The sequence below is a fragment of the Nocardiopsis sp. JB363 genome (assembly GCF_900143625.1).
Lineage (GTDB): Bacteria > Actinomycetota > Actinomycetes > Streptosporangiales > Streptosporangiaceae > Nocardiopsis.
Map to the genome: position 1 here is coordinate 1 of NZ_FRFF01000081.1, position 19,284 is coordinate 19,284.

General features: G+C 69.4%; 20 protein-coding genes. 6 read left to right on the forward strand and 14 right to left on the reverse strand.

Annotation, left to right across the window (positions count from 1 at the left end):
• Positions 1 to 303: 303 nt before the first annotated feature.
• From BQ8420_RS12035 to BQ8420_RS12045, 3 genes are all read right to left on the reverse strand, one after another.
• The gene (locus BQ8420_RS12035) at positions 304 to 603 is read right to left on the reverse strand and encodes a chorismate mutase (RefSeq protein WP_087098415.1); all 300 of its coding nucleotides are present in this window, start codon (positions 601 to 603) and stop codon (positions 304 to 306) included.
• A gap of 241 nt (positions 604 to 844) precedes the next feature.
• Positions 845 to 1,504 (reverse strand): PaaI family thioesterase, encoded by a 660-nt coding sequence (locus BQ8420_RS12040; RefSeq protein ID WP_087098418.1) that lies wholly within the window; start codon positions 1,502 to 1,504, stop codon positions 845 to 847.
• 151 nt (positions 1,505 to 1,655) lie between these two features.
• Positions 1,656 to 2,093 carry a GNAT family N-acetyltransferase gene (locus BQ8420_RS12045; protein WP_087098420.1) on the reverse strand — a complete coding sequence of 146 codons (438 nt, stop codon included), beginning with the start codon at positions 2,091 to 2,093 and terminating at the stop codon, positions 1,656 to 1,658.
• 62 nt (positions 2,094 to 2,155) lie between these two features.
• Between BQ8420_RS12045 and BQ8420_RS12050 the strand changes: the two genes are divergently transcribed.
• From BQ8420_RS12050 to BQ8420_RS12065, 4 genes are all read left to right on the forward strand, one after another.
• Complete coding sequence (locus BQ8420_RS12050) at positions 2,156 to 3,028, forward strand: AraC family transcriptional regulator (protein WP_087098422.1); 873 nt, start codon at positions 2,156 to 2,158, stop codon at positions 3,026 to 3,028.
• Between the two features lie 68 nt (positions 3,029 to 3,096).
• Positions 3,097 to 3,837 (forward strand): AzlC family ABC transporter permease, encoded by a 741-nt coding sequence (locus BQ8420_RS12055; RefSeq protein WP_087098424.1) that lies wholly within the window; start codon positions 3,097 to 3,099, stop codon positions 3,835 to 3,837.
• A complete protein-coding gene (locus BQ8420_RS12060; protein WP_087098426.1) occupies positions 3,834 to 4,148 on the forward strand; it encodes an AzlD domain-containing protein in 315 nt (104 codons plus the stop codon). The genes BQ8420_RS12055 and BQ8420_RS12060 overlap by 4 nt, the downstream gene beginning before the upstream one ends.
• A 175-nt stretch (positions 4,149 to 4,323) precedes the next feature.
• Positions 4,324 to 6,006: a thiamine pyrophosphate-dependent enzyme gene (locus BQ8420_RS12065; protein ID WP_087098501.1), complete on the forward strand. Its 1,683-nt coding sequence runs from the start codon at positions 4,324 to 4,326 to the stop codon at positions 6,004 to 6,006.
• Between the two features lie 137 nt (positions 6,007 to 6,143).
• Here the strand turns inward: BQ8420_RS12065 and BQ8420_RS12070 are convergent, their stop codons facing one another.
• Positions 6,144 to 7,049: a LysR family transcriptional regulator gene (locus tag BQ8420_RS12070; protein WP_087098428.1), complete on the reverse strand. Its 906-nt coding sequence runs from the start codon at positions 7,047 to 7,049 to the stop codon at positions 6,144 to 6,146.
• A 73-nt stretch (positions 7,050 to 7,122) separates the two neighbouring features.
• On the opposite strand from BQ8420_RS12070, the gene BQ8420_RS12075 reads away from it, so the two are divergent.
• Positions 7,123 to 8,133, forward strand: a complete 1,011-nt coding sequence (locus BQ8420_RS12075) for a DMT family transporter (protein ID WP_087098430.1) — start codon at positions 7,123 to 7,125, stop codon at positions 8,131 to 8,133.
• A gap of 114 nt (positions 8,134 to 8,247) precedes the next feature.
• Here the strand turns inward: BQ8420_RS12075 and BQ8420_RS12080 are convergent, their stop codons facing one another.
• The 4 genes from BQ8420_RS12080 to BQ8420_RS12095 all read right to left on the reverse strand — a co-directional run bounded on the left by BQ8420_RS12080 (position 8,248) and on the right by BQ8420_RS12095 (position 10,601).
• Complete coding sequence (locus BQ8420_RS12080) at positions 8,248 to 9,174, reverse strand: RluA family pseudouridine synthase (protein ID WP_087098432.1); 927 nt, start codon at positions 9,172 to 9,174, stop codon at positions 8,248 to 8,250.
• Positions 9,171 to 9,755 carry a signal peptidase II gene (gene lspA / locus BQ8420_RS12085; protein ID WP_087098434.1) on the reverse strand — a complete coding sequence of 195 codons (585 nt, stop codon included), beginning with the start codon at positions 9,753 to 9,755 and terminating at the stop codon, positions 9,171 to 9,173. Before lspA ends, BQ8420_RS12080 begins: the two co-directional genes overlap by 4 nt.
• A gap of 29 nt (positions 9,756 to 9,784) precedes the next feature.
• Positions 9,785 to 10,195 (reverse strand): TraR/DksA C4-type zinc finger protein, encoded by a 411-nt coding sequence (locus BQ8420_RS12090; RefSeq protein ID WP_087098436.1) that lies wholly within the window; start codon positions 10,193 to 10,195, stop codon positions 9,785 to 9,787.
• A gap of 145 nt (positions 10,196 to 10,340) precedes the next feature.
• Entirely contained in the window at positions 10,341 to 10,601 is a 261-nt protein-coding gene (locus BQ8420_RS12095; RefSeq protein WP_087098503.1) for a hypothetical protein, read from the reverse strand.
• Between the two features lie 384 nt (positions 10,602 to 10,985).
• On the opposite strand from BQ8420_RS12095, the gene ileS reads away from it, so the two are divergent.
• The gene (gene ileS / locus BQ8420_RS12100) at positions 10,986 to 14,186 is read left to right on the forward strand and encodes an isoleucine--tRNA ligase (protein WP_200815909.1); all 3,201 of its coding nucleotides are present in this window, start codon (positions 10,986 to 10,988) and stop codon (positions 14,184 to 14,186) included.
• Positions 14,187 to 14,240: 54 nt separating this feature from the next.
• On the opposite strand, the gene BQ8420_RS12105 is transcribed toward ileS, so the two are convergent.
• From BQ8420_RS12105 to pgeF, 6 genes are all read right to left on the reverse strand, one after another.
• Entirely contained in the window at positions 14,241 to 15,539 is a 1,299-nt protein-coding gene (locus BQ8420_RS12105) for a hypothetical protein (protein WP_235006118.1), read from the reverse strand.
• A gap of 95 nt (positions 15,540 to 15,634) precedes the next feature.
• Positions 15,635 to 16,558, reverse strand: coding sequence for a DivIVA domain-containing protein (locus BQ8420_RS12110; RefSeq protein WP_087098442.1), 924 nt, complete (start codon positions 16,556 to 16,558; stop codon positions 15,635 to 15,637).
• Between the two features lie 130 nt (positions 16,559 to 16,688).
• A complete protein-coding gene (locus BQ8420_RS12115) occupies positions 16,689 to 16,985 on the reverse strand; it encodes a YggT family protein (RefSeq protein WP_087098444.1) in 297 nt (98 codons plus the stop codon).
• Between the two features lie 39 nt (positions 16,986 to 17,024).
• Positions 17,025 to 17,552 (reverse strand): cell division protein SepF, encoded by a 528-nt coding sequence (locus BQ8420_RS12120; protein ID WP_087098447.1) that lies wholly within the window; start codon positions 17,550 to 17,552, stop codon positions 17,025 to 17,027.
• A 134-nt stretch (positions 17,553 to 17,686) separates the two neighbouring features.
• Positions 17,687 to 18,415: a YggS family pyridoxal phosphate-dependent enzyme gene (locus BQ8420_RS12125; RefSeq protein WP_087098449.1), complete on the reverse strand. Its 729-nt coding sequence runs from the start codon at positions 18,413 to 18,415 to the stop codon at positions 17,687 to 17,689.
• Positions 18,416 to 18,542: 127 nt separating this feature from the next.
• On the reverse strand, positions 18,543 to 19,262 hold the full coding sequence (gene pgeF / locus BQ8420_RS12130; RefSeq protein ID WP_087098451.1) for a peptidoglycan editing factor PgeF: 720 nt from the start codon (positions 19,260 to 19,262) through the stop codon (positions 18,543 to 18,545).
• Positions 19,263 to 19,284 lie beyond the last annotated feature (22 nt).

Here is a 19,284-nt window from a genome sequence, read left to right on the forward strand (position 1 = left end):
GCCCCGCCCAACAACCAGCAGGACCGCCCCCTCAGGCGCCCCACCAACACACCCGAGAGACGCCCAACAACCCCAAGGAACTCGGCCTCAGGCGCCCCCACACTGAACCAGTAGATCCTGCTTGCAGCACCCATCGCAGCACCCATCTCGGCGCCGAACCCGGCGCCCCTCCCAGCGCCCCTCCCGGCACCGAACCCGGTACCGAACCCGGCGCCCCTCCCAGCGCCCCTCCCGGCACCGAACCCGGCAGCGAACCTGGCACCGAACCCGGCGAGCGCTGCGAGCAAGAAGCGTCATCGTGGTTCAGCGGGTCGCCTCCTGCTGGGCGGCGTCGAGTCCGGCGCTGATGACGCTGTCCATGATGGCGGCGAGCCGGTCCGGCCCGAGACGGGGCGCGTGCGCGGCCATGCGCTCGACCAGGAGGCGCTCGCGTTCGGAGTCCCGTCCGGCGAAGTAGCCGACCGGCTTGAGCCGCTGCACCTCGGCGGCGACCAGGGCACGGCGTTCGAGGAGCTGGGCGAGTTCGGCGTCCAGTACGTCGATCCGGCCGCGCAGGTGGGCGATGTGTTCGTCGGTCTGCGGCGGGATGCGGTGGTCGTGCACGGTGGGCCCTTCCTCGGTGTGTACGGGTGCGCGGTGCGGCCGTACGTCCCCGAGGGCGGGGGAAGCGGGGCGTCGGCCGCCCGGAAAAGCGAAAGAGCACCGGGCGTTGCCCGAGTGCTCCCTTGCCGACGTTCCCCTGGTTCCGCCTACGTGGAAGCGGCCGACGGGTCCGTCGGCTTACTAAACACGAAATAGCGGTGGGTCATGGGGACGATCGTACCCGCTACCGAAGCCGAGGAGGCTATTCGGGGACCTCGACACGGATCATGAGCGCGGTGCCCTCCGCGGTGATCTTGCCGTGCGCGCGAATCTGTCCGGCGACGTACACCTTGCGGCCCTCGACCCGCTCCACCCACGAGGTGATCTCCAGCGGGGTGAACAGCGGGGTCGGTCTGCGGTAGTCGATCTCCAGGTTCGCGGTCAGGCCGGGGCTGGTCTCGACGGCGGAGACGCTTCCGACCGCCTGGTCGAGCATGGCGGCGATCCAACCGCCGTGCACTAGCCCGGGAGGGCCCTGGTAGATGGTGTTGAGGGTGATCTCGGCGCGCAGGCCCTCATCGGTGCGCATCAGGGCGAGCCGCGGCGCCGCGGGGTTGGTGTCGCCGGCGACGATGTTGGTGATGGTGCCGATCTCGGTGGTTCCATCGCCGAGCTCGCGGGAGACCATGGTGCCGATCTGACGGCGGGCGACGTTGAGTCGTTCGGTGAGGCCCTCGACGGTGGCGGCGGTCTCGGCGAGCGTGTCGGTGTCGACCTCGGTGTTGGCGACGGCGTCGATGAGGTCGTGCACGCGGGAGACCAGGGAGCGCAGTTCGGCCGGGATCTCGGTGCCCTGGACCAAGGGGAGGCCGTAGGCCCGGGGGTCGGGCGTCTCGATGGCCGGCTGCGTGTTGACCGTCATGTGTTCCTCGTCGAAGTTCGTGGGCGTCGGCCCGGGGTCAGGCCTGGCTCAACGTCAAAACCGAATCGTACTCGGTAGTATTCCGATTTCCCGTGACACGGCGGTGCGCTCCCCGTCACACGCACCGGAGACGGGGACCACCGACGACGGTTCAGGACAGCTCGTGCTCCATGTGGCGGTGCGGGATCCCCGCGTCGAGGAATTCCGGTCCGTGGGCGACATAGCCCAGCCGTTCGTAGAAGCCGAGCGCGTGGGTCTGCGCGTGCAGCTCGACCCTCTTCAGTCCCATCTCCCTTGCCAGGTCCCCGACCGCGCGCACCAGGGCCGCACCGATCCCCTTGCCGCGCCCCTCCGGCAGAACCGCCATGCGTCCCAGCAGTCCCACGCCCTCACCCTGGTCCACCAGCCGGACCGTGCCCACCGGCACGTCGCCCTCCTTGGCCAGGAGGAACTCGGCGGTGGTGTCGCGCTCGTCCCACTCCTCGGCGATGGGCACCCGCTGTTCGGCGACGAAGACCGCACCCCTGATGACGAAGACGGCCGCACGGTCCCGTTCCCCGCGCGCGCGAAGGATCTGTGGCTTGCTCATGGGCGCAGACTAACGGAGCCCTCCCCCGCCACCGACCGGCGCCCACGCCCTAACCTGGGGGTATGGGTACGCCGAGCGAGGTCCATCCCACCGTCGAGGATCCGCGCGTGGAACAAGCGCGGTACTGGCGCTTTTCCGGCCTGCCCGGAACCGAACTGTTGACCGCCCGGTTCGTCACCACGGCCTTCACCCGGCACACCCACCCCACGTACACGATCGGGATGATCACCGGCGGGATCGAGGAGTACACCCACCCGCGCGGACGCTCCCGGGTCGGCCCGGGAGGATTGGCCGTGGTCGCCCCCGGCGAGGTGCACACCGGGCACGCCGGTGTACCCGAGGGGTGGGACTACCGGGTGTTCTACCCCTCCCCCGAGGTGGTCGAGGAGATCGGCCGTGAACTGGGCATGCGGGGAACGCCCGGCTTTCGCGAGTCGGGAATCGACGCCCCGGAGGTGTCCCGGGTCCTGGTCGCCGCGCACAGGGCCGCCGAACGCGGGGACCGGTTGACCTCCTCCGCCCTGGCCCGACAGGGGTTGGCGATGCTGCTGCGTTCGCACGGCCGTGAGCGGGTCCCGGACGCCGCGGAAAGGACCGCGCGCCCCGAGGTGCTGCGGGCGCGCGACCTGCTGGCGCGGGATCTGACCGCCCCTCCGACCCTGGAGGAGCTGGCCGCCCACGTGGACCTGGGCCCCTTCGCCCTCAACCGGGCCTTTCGCGCCCGTTATGGGCTGCCCCCGCACGCGTACCTGAACCAACTGCGGGTGGACCGGGCCCGAGCTCTGCTCCTTGAGGGAAGACGGGTCGGGGAGGTCGCCACGGAGGTGGGCTTCGCCGACCAGCCCCACCTGACTCGACACTTCCGCCGCCATCTGGGGGTGCCGCCCGGCGCCTACCGGCGCGACCTGGGTGACCGTCCCCCGCGGGGCGGGTGACGGACCTCACCAGGAGGGCGCAAGAACGTTCAAGACCGATGACGCGAACCCGTCTAACGTGGGCGAACGTGAGTATCCTGTCGCAGCTGCGCTCCCCGGCCGTCCGGGACAGCCTGGGCATCGGCGTCGCCGTGGGCGCCGCCGGCCTGGCCTTCGGTACGGCCGCGGTGGCCGCGGGGCTGTCCCCCGCCCAGTCCGTGTTCCTCAGCCTGTTCATGTTCACCGGCGCCTCCCAGTTCGCCCTGGTGGGGGTGATCGCCGGCGGTGGGAACCTGGCCGCCGGCGCGCTCGGCGCGCTCCTCCTGGGCGCCCGTAACACCCTGTACGGGTTGCGGTTGACCGAAGTGCTGGGGTGGCGGGGCGCCAAGCGGGCGCTGGCCGCCCACGGGGTGATCGACGAGACCACCGCGGTGACCCTTGCCCAGCCGGACCGGGAGTCGGCTCGGATCGCCTTCGTGACGACCTACGCGGTGCTGGGATCGTTCTGGGTCGCCTTCACCCTGTTGGGCGCCCTGGCCACCGAGCGGGTGAGCGACATCGACGCGTTCGGGCTGGACGCGGTGGGTCCGGCGATCTTCCTGGGGCTGTTGTGGCCCCGCTTGCGTGACGAGGGTGGACGCACTCGGCTGATCGCCCTGTTGGGCGCGGGCGTGGCGCTGGCCACCACCCCGATCCTGCCGCCCGGGGTACCGGTGCTGCTGGCCGCCTCTGCCGGGCTGATCGCACTGTTCGGTCCGGAGCCGCGGGTTCCCGGTCCGGTCGACGGGAACGGCCCCGTGTCGGGCCGGAACGAGGAGGTGGGGTCATGACCCTGTGGATCGCGTTGATCGCCACCGCCGCGGGTTGTTACCTGCTCAAGTACGCGGGCATGGCCGCGCCCCGACGGCTCCTGGACAACCCCTGGCTTCGACGGTTCGCCATCGCCGTTCCGGTGGCGCTGTTGGCCGCGCTCATCGCGGTGGAGGCGCTGCGCGGTGAGGGCCAGGCCCTGGCCTGGGACACCGCCCGCATGGCGGGGGTGGGCGCTGCGGTGCTGGCTCTGGTGCTGCGGGCGCCCTTCCTGGTCGTGGTGGTCGCCGCAGCCGCCACCACGGCCGCCCTGCGGGCCCTGGGGTTGTGAGCGTCGGGCCGGTCAACGGATTCGAGAGGGCTTGGGGGGAGTTGTCCACAGGCCACGAAGCGCACCCTTGACCGGCCATGGGCCGCCTGCGAGAGTCGGCCGCATGCACCTGGGGCACACCCTGGCCCCGGGTGCGCCTTGAGAGGACCTTGCGACGATGGAAGGACCCGCCTCCATGGCCCCTGCCGCACAACGGCCCCGACCCCCCACCGACACCGCCGCGCACGCGGCCGTGGAAGTCCTGGCCACAGCCGGGATCAGACGCTGCTACACCGTCCCCGGGGAGAGCTTCCTCGAACTGGCCGACGCCATCGACCACCACCCGGAGATGACGTTGGTCTCCACCCGGCACGAGGGCGGCGCCGCCTTCATGGCGGAGGCCGACGCCAAACTCACCGGAGTCCCGGCGGTCGCCGCCGCCACCCGCGGCCCGGGCGCGGCCAACCTGGCGGTGGGCGTGCACACCGCGATGCAGGACTCTACCCCGATGATCGTGTTCCTCGGCCAGGCCGAGACCGAACGGCTGGGGCGAGAGGCCTTCCAGGAGGTGGACCTGACCGCCTTCTACGCACCGATCACGAAGTGGTCCACCACCGTGCACCGGGCCGACCGGTTGCCGGAGATCACCGCGCGGGCGATCCGGATCGCCACCACCGGACGCCCGGGCCCGGTCGCGATCGCGGTACCGGGAGACCTGTTCGGACAGCGGCTGGGAGAGCGCCCGGTACCGGAGCCGTTCACGGTGCCTCGACCACCGCTGGACACGGCCGACCGGGACCGGTTGGCGTCCTGGCTGACCCGGGCGGTACGGCCGGTGATCATCGCCGGAGGCGGCGCGCGCGCCTCGCGCGAGGATCTGGTGCGGGTGGCCGAACGCTACGGCGCGGGGGTGTACGCGGCCTGGCGACGTCAGGACGTGTTCCCCAACGACCATCCCCTGTACCTGGGCCACCTGGGGCTGGGGGCTCCCAGCGCGGTCCTGGGCGCGCTGGCCGACGCCGACGCGGTCCTGGTGGTCGGATGTCGGATGAGCGAGACCACCACGCAGGGGTATCTGCTGCCGGAGTCCGACGGGCGGACGCGAGTGGCGCAGATCGACGTCGACCCCGAACAAGTGGGCGCGACCTGCCCGGTGTGGCTGGGCGCCGTGGCCGATGCCGGCAAGGCCCTGTCCACCCTGGCCGACGCACCGGGGCAGGTGCCCTACCGGGATTGGAGCGCGGCCCGGCGGTTGTGGGTGGAGAGCACCACCCCGCCCCGGGAGGTCGCCGAGCACCAGGGGGACCGCATGCACCCGTGGTCGGTGGTGGCCGGGATGCGCCAGGCGCTGCCCGAGGACACCCTCCTCACCAACGACGCGGGCAACTTCGCGTCGTTCCTGCACCGCGGCTGGTGGTTCCGGCATCCACGGACCCAGCTCGCCCCCACCAGCGGGGCCATGGGCTACGCCGTCCCGGCGGCGGTGGCGGCCAAGATCGCCGCCCCCGAGCGCACCGTGGTGGCGGTGGCCGGTGACGGTGGGGCACTGATGACCGGACAGGAGCTGGAGACCGCGGTGCGCATGCGCGCCGCCGTGACCGTGGTGGTGTTCCAGAACGGCCTGTACGGCACGATCGCGATGCACCAGGCACGTGAGCTGGGTCGGCTCGCGGGGACGGAGATCAGCGGACCCCTGGACCTGGCCGGGTACGCCCGTTCCCTGGGCGCGCGGGGGGCCACCGTGCACACCAGGGAGGAGTTGGAGAAGGCCCTGGCCGAGGCGATCACCGCCGATGCGCCGACCTTGGTGGACGTGCGCACCGACCCGGAGGTGATCAGCCCGACCACCACCATGTCGGACCTGCTCGGACCGGGCTGATCGGGCCCGCGCCGACGGTGACGCTCGTGTGTCGAGCGGTGGGCCGGTCACCCTTCCCGGTCCACCGCTCGATCGATCTCCATCGCCCCCGCACGACAGGGCCGCGGCCCACCGGGCGTCACTTCCGGCAGTGGCCGTCAGGGCGTGTGGTGGGCGGTGGCCTCGCGTAGGGCACGGACGACGGCGCGGATGGCCGGGCGGCGGGAGGCGTCGGTGCGCCAGAAGACGTAGACCTGGCGGACCATCGCGGGTTGGACGGGGACGACCCGCACCCCTTCGGGCAGGGGGCCGCGGCCGAGACGGGGCATGACGGCGGCCCCGATCCCGGCGGCGATGAGCGCCAGTTTGGTCTGGTGTTCCTCCACGTTGTGCACCACGTTCGGTTCCCCACCGCGTTGTCGGATGATGTCGTGCAGCCAGTCGTCGCAGATGGAACCGCGTCCCCAACTGATCCATGGCAGGTCGAGGATCTCGTCCAGTTCCAGCAGTTCGCGGTGGGCCAGCGGGTGGTCTGCGGGCAGGGCGATGTCGCCGATGTCGTCCATGAGCGGGGCACGGGTCATCCCCTCGGGCAGGCGCAGGGGGCGACCGATCCAGTCCACGACCATGGCCATGTCCGCCTCACCGCGGACCATGGTGGGCACGCTCTCGTGGGGTTCCTCCTCGTACAGCTCCACGCGCAGCCCGGGGTGGGCGTCGCGCAGGGCGGGCAGCGCTCGGGGCAAGAGCCCGCGGACGGCGGTGGGGGTGGCGGACAGGCGCAGGTGTCCGGTGACGTCGTCGCGATGGGCCTCCAGGTCCGCTTCGGCCCGGTGGACCAGGGACAGGATGCGGGAGGTGTGGTCGACGAGGAGTTCGGCGGCGTCGGTCAGCCGCACACCACGTCCGTTGCGTTCCACCAGGCGCTGACCCACCTCGCGTTCGAGCTTGGTGAGCTGTTGGGAGACGGCGGAGTTGGTGACGTGGAGGGCCTGGGAGGCGGCACTGAGGGATCCGTGTACGGCGATGGCGTGGAGGACGCGAAGCCGGTCGACACTGAGCATGTAAGAAATACTAACCGAGTACTTTAGAAGAATGAAGTAGACCTAATGGCCTTGGTGGGGATAGAACCGTCTCATGAAGACCTCCCCGGATCCCTCCGTCACGACCACCGCCGCACCGCTACGCCTTCTGTCCGGGTGGCGCGCGAAGTTCGTGCTGCTCACCCTGGTGTGGGGGATGAGCTTCGTCCTGATCCGGATCGGCGCGGAGGTCCTCACCCCCGTGCAGTTGTCCCTGGGACGCATGCTCCTGGGTGCGCTGCCCCTGGTGGCCGTCCTGTTCCTGCGCGGGGGTCGGCTGCCCACCTCCCCCCGCTTGTGGGGTCACCTGTTCGTGGCGGCTCTACTGCTCAACACGATTCCCTTCACCCTGTTCGGGTTCGCCGGGAAACTCATCCCGTCCGCGCTCATGGGGATCGTCAACGCCTCCACCCCACTTTTCGGCGTGGTGTTCTCGATGCTGTTGCTGTCCGACGAACGACCCGACCGCGAACGCGTACTCGGGCTCGCGATCGGTTTCCTCGGCGTGCTCACCGTCTTCGGGGTGTGGAACTCCCTGGCCACGGTGACCGTGGACGACCGCGACGCGATGCTCGGCATGCTCCTGGTGGTGGGAGCCACCGTCTGCTACGGGATCGGTACTCCCTACCTGCGCCGGTTCGTCGCCGGGACCTCGCACAGCGCCTTGGAACTGAGCGCCCTCCAGCTTCTGCTGGGCTCGTTGCCCCTGCTGCTGATCGTCCCGTGGTCCGGTGGTGTACCCACCGGTCTGACCTGGCAGGTGGTGCTGGCGGTGACCGCCCTGGGCGCCCTCGGCACCGGCTTCGCCTACATCCTCCAGTACGGGATCGTCCGCGGGGCCGGAGCGACCGTGGCCACCACCGTCACCTACGCGGTGCCGGTGGTGGCGGTGACCGCCGGGGTCGTCCTCCTGGGCGAGACCTTGACCTGGAATCAGCCGTTGGGCGCGCTGGTGATCATCGTGGGCGCCGCGCTGTGCCAGGGAGTGGTACGAGTGCGACGTCCCCGAGGGAGCGGCGGACGTGCCCATGCCAGGGCCACCGTCGGCACCGAAGGCCGGTCCTGAACCCGGTAGAGGCCCTCACATGAAGAACGCCCGTGCCCGGGAAGCGGGCACGGGCGTTCTCCCCTGCGAGTGAAGGATCCCCATGGTCGAACGAAGCGCCGACCACGCACCGTCCTAGTCCTCGCGAAGCTTGTCGACCGCGGCGGACAGGTCGTCCGGATAGGGACTGGAGAACTCCACCGGGCGGTGCTCGGTGGGGTGCTCGAAGCCCAGGCGGACCGCGTGCAGCCACTGACGGCGTACACCCAGCCGTTCGGCCAGGGTCGGATCGGCACCGTAGAGCATGTCGCCGACACAGGGGTGACGCAGCGCGGACATGTGCACCCGGATCTGGTGGGTGCGCCCGGTCTCCAGATTGATCTCCAACAGACTGGCGGCCCGGAAGGCCTCCTGTGTGTCGTAGTGGGTCACCGAGTCGCGTCCGCCCGCGACCACGGCCCAGCGGCCGTCCCCGGCGGGGTGCCGGTCGATCGGAGCGTCCACGGTGCCGCGCAGCGGGTCCGGGTGGCCTTGGACCAGCGTGTGGTAGCGCTTGTCCACGGTGCGTTCCTTGAACGCCCGCTTGAGAACGCTGTAGGCGGTCTCGCTCTTGGCGACCACCATCAGTCCGGTGGTGTTGGCGTCCAGGCGGTGCACGATGCCCTGGCGTTCGGCGGCGCCACTGGTGGCCAACCGCACCCCGGAGGCCAGCAGTCCCTCCAGGACACTGGGCCCGGTCCAGCCGACCGTGGGGTGGGCGACCACACCGACCGGCTTGTCCACCACGATGATGTCCGCGTCCTCGTGCACGATGCTCATGCCGGGGACGGGGTCGGGGCGTGGCACGGGGGCGGTGGGCGGTGGCGGAAGGGTGACCTCCAGCCAGGCCCCGGCCTGGACCCGGTCGGACTTGCCGGCCTCGGCGCCGTCCAACAGGACGCCGCCGTCACCGATCAGTTCGGCCGCCCGCGTACGGGAGAGTCCGAACAACCGCGCGATGGCGGAGTCGAGTCGATCACCCTCCAGGCCGTCGGGGACGGGCAGGTTCCTGATGTCGCTCATTCGGCCTTCTTCCCCTCACCGTCGGCGTCCGGATTCTCCGTGTTCGCCTCGGCTTTGGCGGTGTCCTCGTCGACGACCTTCGTCCCGTCCAGGTTGAGGCCCTTGAAGGTCAGCGCGACCACCAGGCAGGCCCCGACCACCACGCAGGAATCGGCGATGTTGAACACCGGCCAGTTCGGCACCCGGATGAAGTCGACGACGGCGCCGTGCAGGGGCGCCGGGTCACGGAAGAAACGGTCGACGAGGTTGCCCGCGGCGCCGCCCATCATCAGGCCGAGGGTGACGCCCCACCACACGCTGCGCACGCGCCAGCCGATGTAACCGATGGCGAGGACGACGATGCTGGCGATGATGGTGAACACCCAGGTGTAGCCGGTGCCCAGTGAGAAAGCGGCGCCGGTGTTGAAGACCAGGGTGAACTGGAGAAAGCTGCCGATCACGTCGACGCTCTCGCCCGGCCTGAAGGCCGCGAGGGCCCACTCCTTCGTGGCGAGGTCGACGGCGATCGCCACGAGCGCGACCAGCAGCAGGAGAAGGTACCTGCGCGGCCGGGCCTTGGTCTTGTCGTCGGTCGTGGTCATGTTGTCGTCCCCAGGGGGCTCTACCTCGGTCAGCGACGCTCCTCGCGCTGTTTGCAGGTCACGCACAGGGTCGCTCTGGGAAAGGCCTGAAGGCGTGCCTTCCCGATGGCCTGACCGCATGACTCACAGACCCCGTAGGTTCCCGCGTGCATTCGTTCGATCGCCCGTTCGCCCTCGGCGAGCAGGTCACGAGTATTGTAGGCCAACGCCAGGTCGTGTTCGCGTTGGAAGGCCTTCGCACCGGTGTCGGCGGGATCGTCCCCGGCGCCCTCGACGGGGTCCTGGAGCCGTTCGGCCACCTCGTCCTCGGTCTCCTGGACCTTCTCCCGCTGGAACCCGACCTCGGTCCTCAGTTGTTCGCGGACCTCCGCGAGCTCCTTCGGGGTCCACGGGTCCTCCCCGGGACGGATCGGTAGCCTCGACGCTTCGGTGGTGTTCATCGCACTCCCCTTCGCGCGACTCACGATCTGCTCCGCGCCCCTTCGGAACTGCGAGTTCGCCCCCGGCGCGGTGCCGTGAGTGGTGCGGCGAAGCCTAGGAGCTCAACCGGCGCATGGCAATCGACCACCCGTGGCCCGGATCATGTCACTCGGCGGCGGCGAACCCGCCGTAGTCCTCCGCGAGCAGCGCCAGATGCGGTTCGTCGAAGACCGCCGGGCCGCCGTGCGGTCCGGTGAGCACCTCGATCACCCAGTCCACGTCCTCGGCGTCGTCCTCGCCCGCGAGCATGTCCCGGTGCACCCGGCACGGCTCGTATCCCTGCTCCCACAGCTGCTCGGCCAGCTCGTCGGCGTCCTCACGATCCGCCAGGGTCACCAGCACCGCGCCTCGTGTGCGCTCGGCCATGGCCGCGCCCTCCCACATAATCAGCGGTACGCCTTGCCGTACTGCGTTATCCTGAATGCCGTGTCGATGGGGACGAGTAACGCTGGCCCCGACCGGACAGGCACAGCCTAGAGGCGCGGTGCCGGTCCAAGCGACCCGGGGACGGTGCGAGCCCGGGGGTACGACCAGCGCGAAGATCACCCCGGAGCAGCCGGAAGAACAGGCGTGCCACCTCCTCGATGAGCGGTGGAGCACCCCAGTAGAACCGGCGTGAACCCAATGAAGTGGGACCCGTCACCGAACCGCTCCGCGGTCACGGTCACGGTTCCAAGGAGGGTGGTACCGCGGGGCGCAGTATGCCTCGTCCCTCCGTCAGGAACATCCCTGATGGAGAAAGGTACGACGGTGACCGACGACCCCCGGCCCGAATCCCGCGCGCTGCCACAGCTGCCCGCTCAGATCGACCTGCCCGAGACGGAGCGCGAGATCCTCGGCCGCTGGTCGAAGGAGAACGTCTTCCAGCGCTCCCTGGACCAGACCCGCGGCAAGCAGAACTGGGTCTTCTACGAGGGCCCGCCCACCGCCAACGGCCAGCCCGGCGTCCACCACGTCGAGGCGCGCGCCTTCAAGGACGTCTTCCCGCGCTTTCGCACCATGCGCGGCTACCACGTCGACCGCAAGGCCGGCTGGGACTGCCACGGCCTGCCCGTCGAGGTGGCCGTGGAGAAGGAACTCGGCCTGAGCGGCAAGAAGGACATCGAAGAGTTCGGCATCGCCGAGTTCAACGAGCGCTGCCGCGAGTCCGTCCTGCGCAACGTCGACGCGTTCACCTCCATGACCGAGCGCATGGGCTACTGGGTGAACATGGACGACGCCTACCGCACCATGGACCCGCAGTACGTGGAGTCCGTGTGGTGGGCGCTCAAGCAGATCTGGGACAAGGGCCTGCTGGTCCGCGACTTCCGGATCAGCCCCTACTGCCCGCGCTGCGGCACCACGCTGTCCGACCACGAGCTCGCCCAAGGGTACGAGACCATCACCGACCCGTCGGTGTACGTGCGATTCCCGGTCACCTCCGGCCCGCTGGCCTCACCCGAGCACCCCACCTCGATGCTGGTGTGGACGACCACCCCCTGGACCCTGGTGTCCAACACCGCGGTGGCCGTGCACCCCGAGGTGAAGTACGTGGTGGCCACCAACGGCGACGAGCGCCTCCTGGTCGCCGAACCACTGTTCGAGAAGGTCCTCGGCGAGGGCTGGGAACTCACCGGTGAGAGCTTCGAGGGCGACGAGATGGAACGCTGGACCTACCAGCGCCCCTTCGAGCTCGTTCCGTTCGAGGAGACCGCGCACTTCGTGGTGCTCGCCGACTACGTCACCGTCGAAGACGGTACCGGTCTGGTCCACCAGTCGCCCGCCTTCGGTGCCGACGACATGGTGGTGTGCCGCGCCTACGACCTGCCCGTGGTCAACCCGGTGCGCCCCGACGGCACCTTCGAGGAGGAACTGCCGCTGGTGGGCGGTGTCTTCTTCAAGGAGGCCGACAAGACCCTGGTGGCCGACCTCAAGGACCGGGGGCTGCTCTTCCGCCACAAGGCGTACGAGCACTCCTACCCGCACTGCTGGCGCTGCCACACCGCGCTCCTCTACTACGCCGTCCCGTCCTGGTACATCCGCACCACCCGGGTCAAGGACGAACTGCTCGCGCAGAACGACGTCACCAACTGGGTGCCGGAGAACGTCAAGGAGGGCCGCTTCGGCGAGTGGCTGCGCGGCAACGTCGACTGGGCGCTGTCCCGCAACCGCTACTGGGGCACCCCACTGCCGATCTGGGAGTTCCCGGACGGCCGCCAGATCTGCGTGGGCTCCTTGGCGGAACTGAGCGAGCTCAGCGGCCAGGACCTGTCCAACCTGGACCCGCACCGCCCCTACGTCGACGACGTCGTCATCCCCGACCCCGACGCCGACCCGTCCCTGCCCGAGGACCAGCGGGTCGCCCGCCGTGTGCCCGAGGTCATCGACGCCTGGTTCGACTCCGGTTCCATGCCGTTCGCCCAGTGGGGCGCCCCGCACCAGAACAAGGACACCTTCGAGGCGAACTTCCCGGCCCAGTACATCTCCGAGGCCATCGACCAGACCCGCGGCTGGTTCTACTCGCTGTTGGCGGTCAGCACCCTGGTGTTCGGCCGTAACTCGTTCGAGAACGTGGTCGTGCTCGGCCACATCCTCGCCGAGGACGGGCGCAAGATGAGCAAGCACCTGGGCAACGTCATGGAGCCCATCCCCGTGATGGACCGGCACGGCGCCGACGCGCTGCGCTGGTTCATGCTGGCCAGTGGTTCGCCGTGGAACGCCCGCCGGGTGGGCCACAGCGCCCTGGAGGAGATCGTCCGCAAGGTGCTGCTGACCTACTACAGCACCACGTCGTTCTTCACCCTGTACGCCAACACCGGTACCGGCTGGGATCACTCCCGGCTGGCCGAGGCACCCGCGCCGCAGGACCGTCCGCTGCTGGACCGGTGGCTGCTGTCGGAGCTCAACGAGGTCGTCCGCGACGTCACGCGGTCGATGAACGACTTCGACACCACCGGAGCGGGTCGTCGTCTGACCGCGTTCGTCGACGACGTGTCGAACTGGTACGTGCGCCGTTCCCGTCGCCGGTTCTGGGGCGGGGCCGACACCCCCGAGGGCGCGGCGGCGTTCGCGACGCTGTTCGAGGCCCTGGAGACCATCACCCTGCTGATGGCGCCGATCGTGCCGTTCCTGACCGACCACGTGTGGTCGGCGCTGCGCCGGCCCGACGCGGCCGACTCGGTGCACCTGGCCTCCTGGCCGGAGGTGAACGAGGACCTGATCGACTCGGACCTGTCCCGTCGGATGGCGTTGGCCCGCCGCCTGGTGGAGCTGGGACGTTCGGCCCGGGTGGACTCGGCGGTGCGCACCCGTCAGCCGTTGGCCCGCGCCCTGGTGGGCGCCTCGGGCTTCGCGGACCTGCCGGAGCAGCTGCGGGACCAGGTGTCGGACGAGCTCAACGTGGTCGGCCTGGACTCTCTGTCCACGGTCGGTGGCGACCTGGTCGACTACGTGGTCAAGCCGAACTTCCGTGCCCTGGGCAAGCGGTTCGCCAAGCGCACCCCGTTGGTCGCCAAGGCCATCCAGGCGGCCGATCCGGCGGCGCTGGTCGAGCAGGTGCGGTCCAGCGGATGGACGCAGGTGACGGTCGAGGACGAGCCGGTCGACGTGAGCGCCGACGAGGTGCTGGTGACCGAGCAGCCCCGTGAGGGTTGGGCGGTGGCGACCGAGTCCGGTGAGACCGTGGCCCTGGACCTGGATCTGACCCCGGAGCTGCGCCGCGCCGGTCTGGCCCGCGAGATGGTCCGGATGCTCCAGGAGGCCCGCAAGAGCGGTGGCCTGGCGGTGTCCGACCGGATCCACGTGTGGTGGACCGCCGAGGACGAGACCGTTCGGCACACCCTGGCCGAGCACGGGCAGGCGATCGCCGGTGAGGTGCTGGCCGACGCTTTCGTGGCCGGCACGGGTGAGGGGGCGCCGCACTCCACCGCTTCGGAGGAGCTCGGTGTGACCTTCGTCTTCCGCAAGGCCTGATCCGAGAGCCGAAGGGCGCCGCTTCCGTTGCGAAGCGGCGCCCTTCGTGTGTGCTCAGTTCGTGTGGGAGGGATCCTTGGGGCGTTCCTCGACCTCGTCCGAACCGTTCTCGTCGTCCTCCGGGGCCGACTCGTCGAGGATCGCCGCGTAGGCGACCGCCGCGTCCTCTTCCGAGGCGGTGAGGTCCTCCTCGGGTTCCCTCACCTCGTCGGTCTCCTGGACCTCGTCCTCGTCGTCCTCTGCGTCCTCGGAGTCGTCCACCGAGAAACTCTCATCGGTGTCCGTTTCCCGAGCCGCGGTCCGATCCGGGTCTGCTTCGTCCTCTTCGTCCTCTTCGGCCTCTTCGAGGACCTCGTCGGTCTCGTCCTCGTCCTGGACGTCCTCGGCGGACGCGTCCTCGTCGGAGACAGCCACCTCCCCCGGCTCGTCCTCGTCCGGTTCGAAGGTTTCGACAGTGTCGGCCTCGGCCTCGGGTGCGTCACCCTCCGGCTCTACGGTCTCCTCGACTTCGGGATCCTCGACCGGTACGTCCTCGTCGACCTCATCGGCCTCGTCCCGGACGGCGGTCTCAGTGGGTTCCCGGGAGCCATGGTGGTCGTCGAAGCCCTCGGAGGTCTCCTCAGGCTCCACGGACGCGTCCTCAGTGGTCTCCGTGGGCTCCTCGTCCTCGACGGTGGGCTCCGGGTCGAGGTGGGTGAACGCCGCACTGGCACCGACGGGTTCCGCGGTGTCCGCGGACTCGTCATCGTCGGAGCCGGCTTCGCTCGTGTCGTCCGCCGGCTCGAAGGTCTCATGGGGTTCCGCCGCGTGCGCGTCGCTCGGCGAGGGCTCGAAGTCCTCGTCCACCGGATCGGTGGTCACGGGGGTGTCGAGGTCGCGCTCGGGGGTGCGGTGGTAGGCGAATGCGGAGGCAGGGGCCTCTTCGGATTCGTCCTGATCGGGCTGGGGCGGGGTCTGGGCCACCCGGATCGGTTCAGGCCAATCGCCCTTGGTGGGGGTCTCCCACCGGGGAACGTCGAACTCCGGTTCCTCCTGGGGTTCCTCGCCCCAGGGCCGAGGCTCCGGAACAGGGGTGTCCCGCACCGACTTCTCGGCCGGTGCGGGTACGCGCCCAGGTTGCTCCGACTCCCATGTGGGGCCCGGTACCGCGGCGGGGGCCGCGGGGACGGACGACTTCCCCAAACCGTCCGTCCGTGCCGTATCCGTTCTGTCCGCGCCGAACCTGCCTTGGAGCAGAGCGCCCAGCAGAAGGAGGACGCTCAGTGCGCCGAGTCCCAAGGCGATGTACACCAGGGTTGTCTCGGCGAACACCAGTGCGGCCGCGATGACGGCGATGGCCGCCAGCACCGCCACGGTTGCGAGGATGCTAAGGATCACGGGTCGACCAGGGCCTTTACACGTGTTGAGCCGGAGTCTTCAGTTGTTCGGAGTCACATACCGCTGGAGGGTCAGCGACGCTCGTGCGGGACCTCGCCAGGGTGGAAACCATGGGGGGCCGGCTCGGGGTGACCGAACGGGTTGCCGCCGGGGCCACCAGGACCGCCGGGACCACCGTGCTGCTGCATGGAGGGGACGCCACCGGTCTGAGGGGCCATGGTCTGGAAGCCACCCGTGGTGTTCGGGTTGAGCTCCGCCGACTTGGCCTTCTCCTCCTCGCTCTTCAGCTCGTTGAGCTGACGCTCGAAGTAGTCCTTCAGACGGCTACGGTACTCGCGCTCGAAGTCCTTGAGCACGTTGACCTTGTGCTCCAGCTCCTCGCGCTGCTGGACCAGGCTGCCCATGACCTGACGGTGGCGCTCCTGGGCGTCACGGTCGAGGTTCTCGGAACGGGCACGGGCCTCACCGATGATCTGGTCGGCCTGGCGGCGCGCCTTGCCGAGGATGTCCTCGGACTCGTTGCGCGCGCGACCGAGCGTCTCGTCGGCCTCGCGACGGGCGTCGCTGATCGCCTGGTCGGCGGTCTGCTGGGCCAGGGCCAGAACACGGGCGGCCGTGTCCATGTTCTCCTCGCCGCCCATGGCGATGTTGGCACCGGTCATGGCCATCTGGGCCTGCTGCGGCGCGGGCGGCTGGGGCTGCTGCTCGACGGGCGCCTGGGCCTGGACGGGCTCCGGACGCATCTGCTCCATCGGCTGCTGCTGAGCCTCCGGCTGTTCCTGGGGCTGCTGGAAGTCCTGCATGCCGGCGTTGGGGACCTTGCCCCGCAGGCACTCGGCGAGCTTGCCGCGCAGTTCCTCGTTCTCCTGGATCAGTCGGTCCAGCTCTGACTCGACTTCATCGAGAAAGGCGTCGACCTCTTCTTCGTCGTACCCAGGCCGTAGCCGTGTGGTACTGAACTGCTTGTTCCGCACATCGGCGGGTGTCAGCGGCATGTTCGTCTCCTTGGCGCGCTTGGAGTCTGTCCGTAGGGACGCTACCTGATCGTGACCTTACGGCAATCCAGATCATGACCAAGACCACAAATCGGAATCGAGGGCTACTTTTACACCCCTGACTTCCCCATCACAGGCTCGCCGCCATCGTCGCCAGAAGACTCTGGAGGATAATGATGGCGAAGAACAGGATCAACACACTCAGGTCGAGTGCGATGCTCCCCAGCCTCACCGGCTTGATGAACCTGCGGAGGAACCTCAGGGGTGGATCCGTGATCGTATACACGATCTCGGCGAGCACGAGCACGAACCCGCTGGGCCGCCAGTCCCTGGAAAAGGACTGCACCATCTCCAGTACCACCCTCGCTATCAGCACGAAGACAAATAGCTGAAGGAGGAGGGACAGTACTGATAGGACGATACTCACGGTCGTTCCCCGACCCAATCTCTGGACAAATGTGATGGTCTAGCTCTGATTGAAGAACCCTCGCTCGGCGATCCGCGCCTTATCTTCGGCGGTCACCTCGACGTTGGCCGGGGACAGCAAGAACACCTTGTTGGTCACGCGTTCGATACTGCCATGGAGACCGAAGATCAGACCAGCCGCGAAGTCGACCAGACGCTTGGCGTCGCTGTCGACCATCTCGGTCAGGTTCATGATCACCGGCGTACCTTCCCGGAAGTGCTCTCCGATCGTACGCGCCTCGTTGTACGTGCGCGGGTGGAGCGTGGTGATTCGGGCAAGATCGGCGGTCGAGGCCGCCGTGGTGGTCCCACCGCGTCGTTCACCCGTTCCCAGGTAGTCGCCGGGATCCATCACGGCATCGCCTCGTGTTTCCTCGCCTCTCGGAGAGTCGGCGTCGCGGTCACGCTGCTCCTCCACACCCTCGTCGAATTCCTCGAACTCATCATATTCGTCCGCATAACGGTGATCGTAACGGTCGTCCTCCACGAGACCGAGGTAGACCGCCATCTTGCGCATCGAGCCGGCCATCTCACATCCTCCGTCGTTCCCGCGGCCTCGACCGCAGCCGACTCCTCCGTCTACCCGTCCTGGCCCCACATCCGCGGGGCGGGCACCCTTTCGGGCGAACACCACAGACAGGCCCCAAGGTCTATGTGGGGACATTACCCCACGTTCGTGCCTCGGGCGCCGAGCAACGCCGCACCAAGACGCAGGTGTGTCGCGCCTCGTTGGATCGCGGCTTCCAGGTCCCCGCTCATACCCGCGGAGACCATCGTCGCCCGAGGGTAACGATCCCTGATCCCCATCGCCACCTCGTGAAGACGGGCGAAGGCGGTGTCCGGATCCCCACCCAAAGGTGCGACGGCCATCACACCTCCCAATTCGAGCGCCTCGTGTTCGGCGATGCGCTCGGCGAGCCCGGGAGCGTCGGCCGGGTCGACACCGCCGCGCGGCCCCAGCACTCCCGCCCGGGCATCGTCATCGAGGTCCACCTGGACCAGACAGGTCAGGCGACGTCCGGCCGCCGCCGCCCTCTCGCCGAGGGCCCGGGCCAGCTTGGCCCGGTCCACCGAGTGGACGACGTCGGCATAGGAGGCCACCGATCTGGCCTTGTTCGTCTGCAACTGACCGACGAAATGCCAGGTCAGATCGAGGTCGGCGGTTTCGGCGGCCTTGGGTGCGGCCTCCTGGTCCCGATTCTCGCCGACGTCGGTGACGCCCAGAGAAGCGAGAGCACGCACGTCGCTCGCGGGGTGGGTCTTGGTCACCGCCACCAGGGACACCTCGGCGGGGTCGCGGTCGGCCTTCGCGCAGGCCGACTCGATCCGGGTTCGCGCCTCCTGGAGGTTGGCGCGGATCTGCTCGGTGCGCTCGGGGTCGGTGTGTGACACGGCTGTTCCTTCTGTTCCCTGCTGTGGTGACTGTGTTCGGTGTGGTGTCCGCTACATCGGTGGTCCCGTGGAAGATTGGCCGGTTCCGGTAACGGAGGTTTGGAGGGTGGGCTCAGAGCCGTACGGGTCAGATGCGCCAGATGAAGGAGGCGAACCGGCCGGTGGGAGCGTCGCGGCGGTGGGAGAACAGTTCGGAGCTCTCCAGGGTGCAGCGGCCGTCGGAAGTGATGTTGTCCACTCCCGCGCGGCGCAGTTGGGCGGTGACGGCGGCGGTCATGTCCACCCCGGTGGTGCCCTGGCGGGTGGTGGAGGCCGCCTCCGGCGTGCGTTCGGCGGTCTGTGCCTGGAGCTCCGGCGGCACCTCGTAGCAGCTCCCACAGATGGTGGGCCCCAGGAAGACGGTGATGTGCTCGGTGCGGGCGCCTTCGGCGACCATGGTCTCGACCAGGTTCGCGGCGATCGCCTGGGCGGTGCCGAGTCGACCGGAGTGCGCGGCGGCCAGGACCCCCGCCTCGGCGTCGGCGGCCAGCACGGGCAGACAGTCCGCGGCCATCGAGGCCAAGACCAGATCGGAGCGGGTGGTGACCACCCCGTCGCAGGTGCCCACCCCTCCGGGTTCGGTGGCCACGAGCACGTCCGCGCTGTGCACCTGGTTCATCCACACCACCCGGTCGATGTCGAAGCCCAGGTCCTCGGCGGCGCGCACCCGGTTGACCAGGACCTCCTCACGGGTATCGCCCGTGCCGAGTCCGAGGTTGAGCGAGTCGAACGGTGGAAGGCTGACCCCGCCCTTGCGTTCGGTGACGGCGGCGCACACGCCGTTCCCCAGGTCGATGACGTTGCCCATCGGTGTGTCCGTGGTCCTTCCC

Excerpts from the sequence above, each read along its gene's own strand:
- BQ8420_RS12040 (WP_087098418.1), bottom strand. The coding sequence starts at position 1,504 with ATGACGGTCAACACGCAGCCGGCCATCGAGACGCCCGACCCCCGGGCC.
- BQ8420_RS12045 (WP_087098420.1), bottom strand. The coding sequence starts at position 2,093 with ATGAGCAAGCCACAGATCCTTCGCGCGCGCGGGGAACGGGACCGTGCG.
- BQ8420_RS12050 (WP_087098422.1), top strand. The coding sequence starts at position 2,156 with ATGGGTACGCCGAGCGAGGTCCATCCCACCGTCGAGGATCCGCGCGTG.
- BQ8420_RS12060 (WP_087098426.1), top strand. The coding sequence starts at position 3,834 with ATGACCCTGTGGATCGCGTTGATCGCCACCGCCGCGGGTTGTTACCTG.
- BQ8420_RS12065 (WP_087098501.1), top strand. The coding sequence starts at position 4,324 with ATGGCCCCTGCCGCACAACGGCCCCGACCCCCCACCGACACCGCCGCG.
- BQ8420_RS12070 (WP_087098428.1), bottom strand. The coding sequence starts at position 7,049 with ATGCTCAGTGTCGACCGGCTTCGCGTCCTCCACGCCATCGCCGTACAC.
- BQ8420_RS12075 (WP_087098430.1), top strand. The coding sequence starts at position 7,123 with ATGAAGACCTCCCCGGATCCCTCCGTCACGACCACCGCCGCACCGCTA.
- BQ8420_RS12080 (WP_087098432.1), bottom strand. The coding sequence starts at position 9,174 with ATGAGCGACATCAGGAACCTGCCCGTCCCCGACGGCCTGGAGGGTGAT.
- lspA (WP_087098434.1), bottom strand. The coding sequence starts at position 9,755 with ATGACCACGACCGACGACAAGACCAAGGCCCGGCCGCGCAGGTACCTT.
- BQ8420_RS12090 (WP_087098436.1), bottom strand. The coding sequence starts at position 10,195 with ATGAACACCACCGAAGCGTCGAGGCTACCGATCCGTCCCGGGGAGGAC.
- BQ8420_RS12095 (WP_087098503.1), bottom strand. The coding sequence starts at position 10,601 with ATGGCCGAGCGCACACGAGGCGCGGTGCTGGTGACCCTGGCGGATCGT.
- BQ8420_RS12110 (WP_087098442.1), bottom strand. The coding sequence starts at position 16,558 with ATGCCGCTGACACCCGCCGATGTGCGGAACAAGCAGTTCAGTACCACA.
- BQ8420_RS12120 (WP_087098447.1), bottom strand. The coding sequence starts at position 17,552 with ATGGCCGGCTCGATGCGCAAGATGGCGGTCTACCTCGGTCTCGTGGAG.
- pgeF (WP_087098451.1), bottom strand. The coding sequence starts at position 19,262 with ATGGGCAACGTCATCGACCTGGGGAACGGCGTGTGCGCCGCCGTCACC.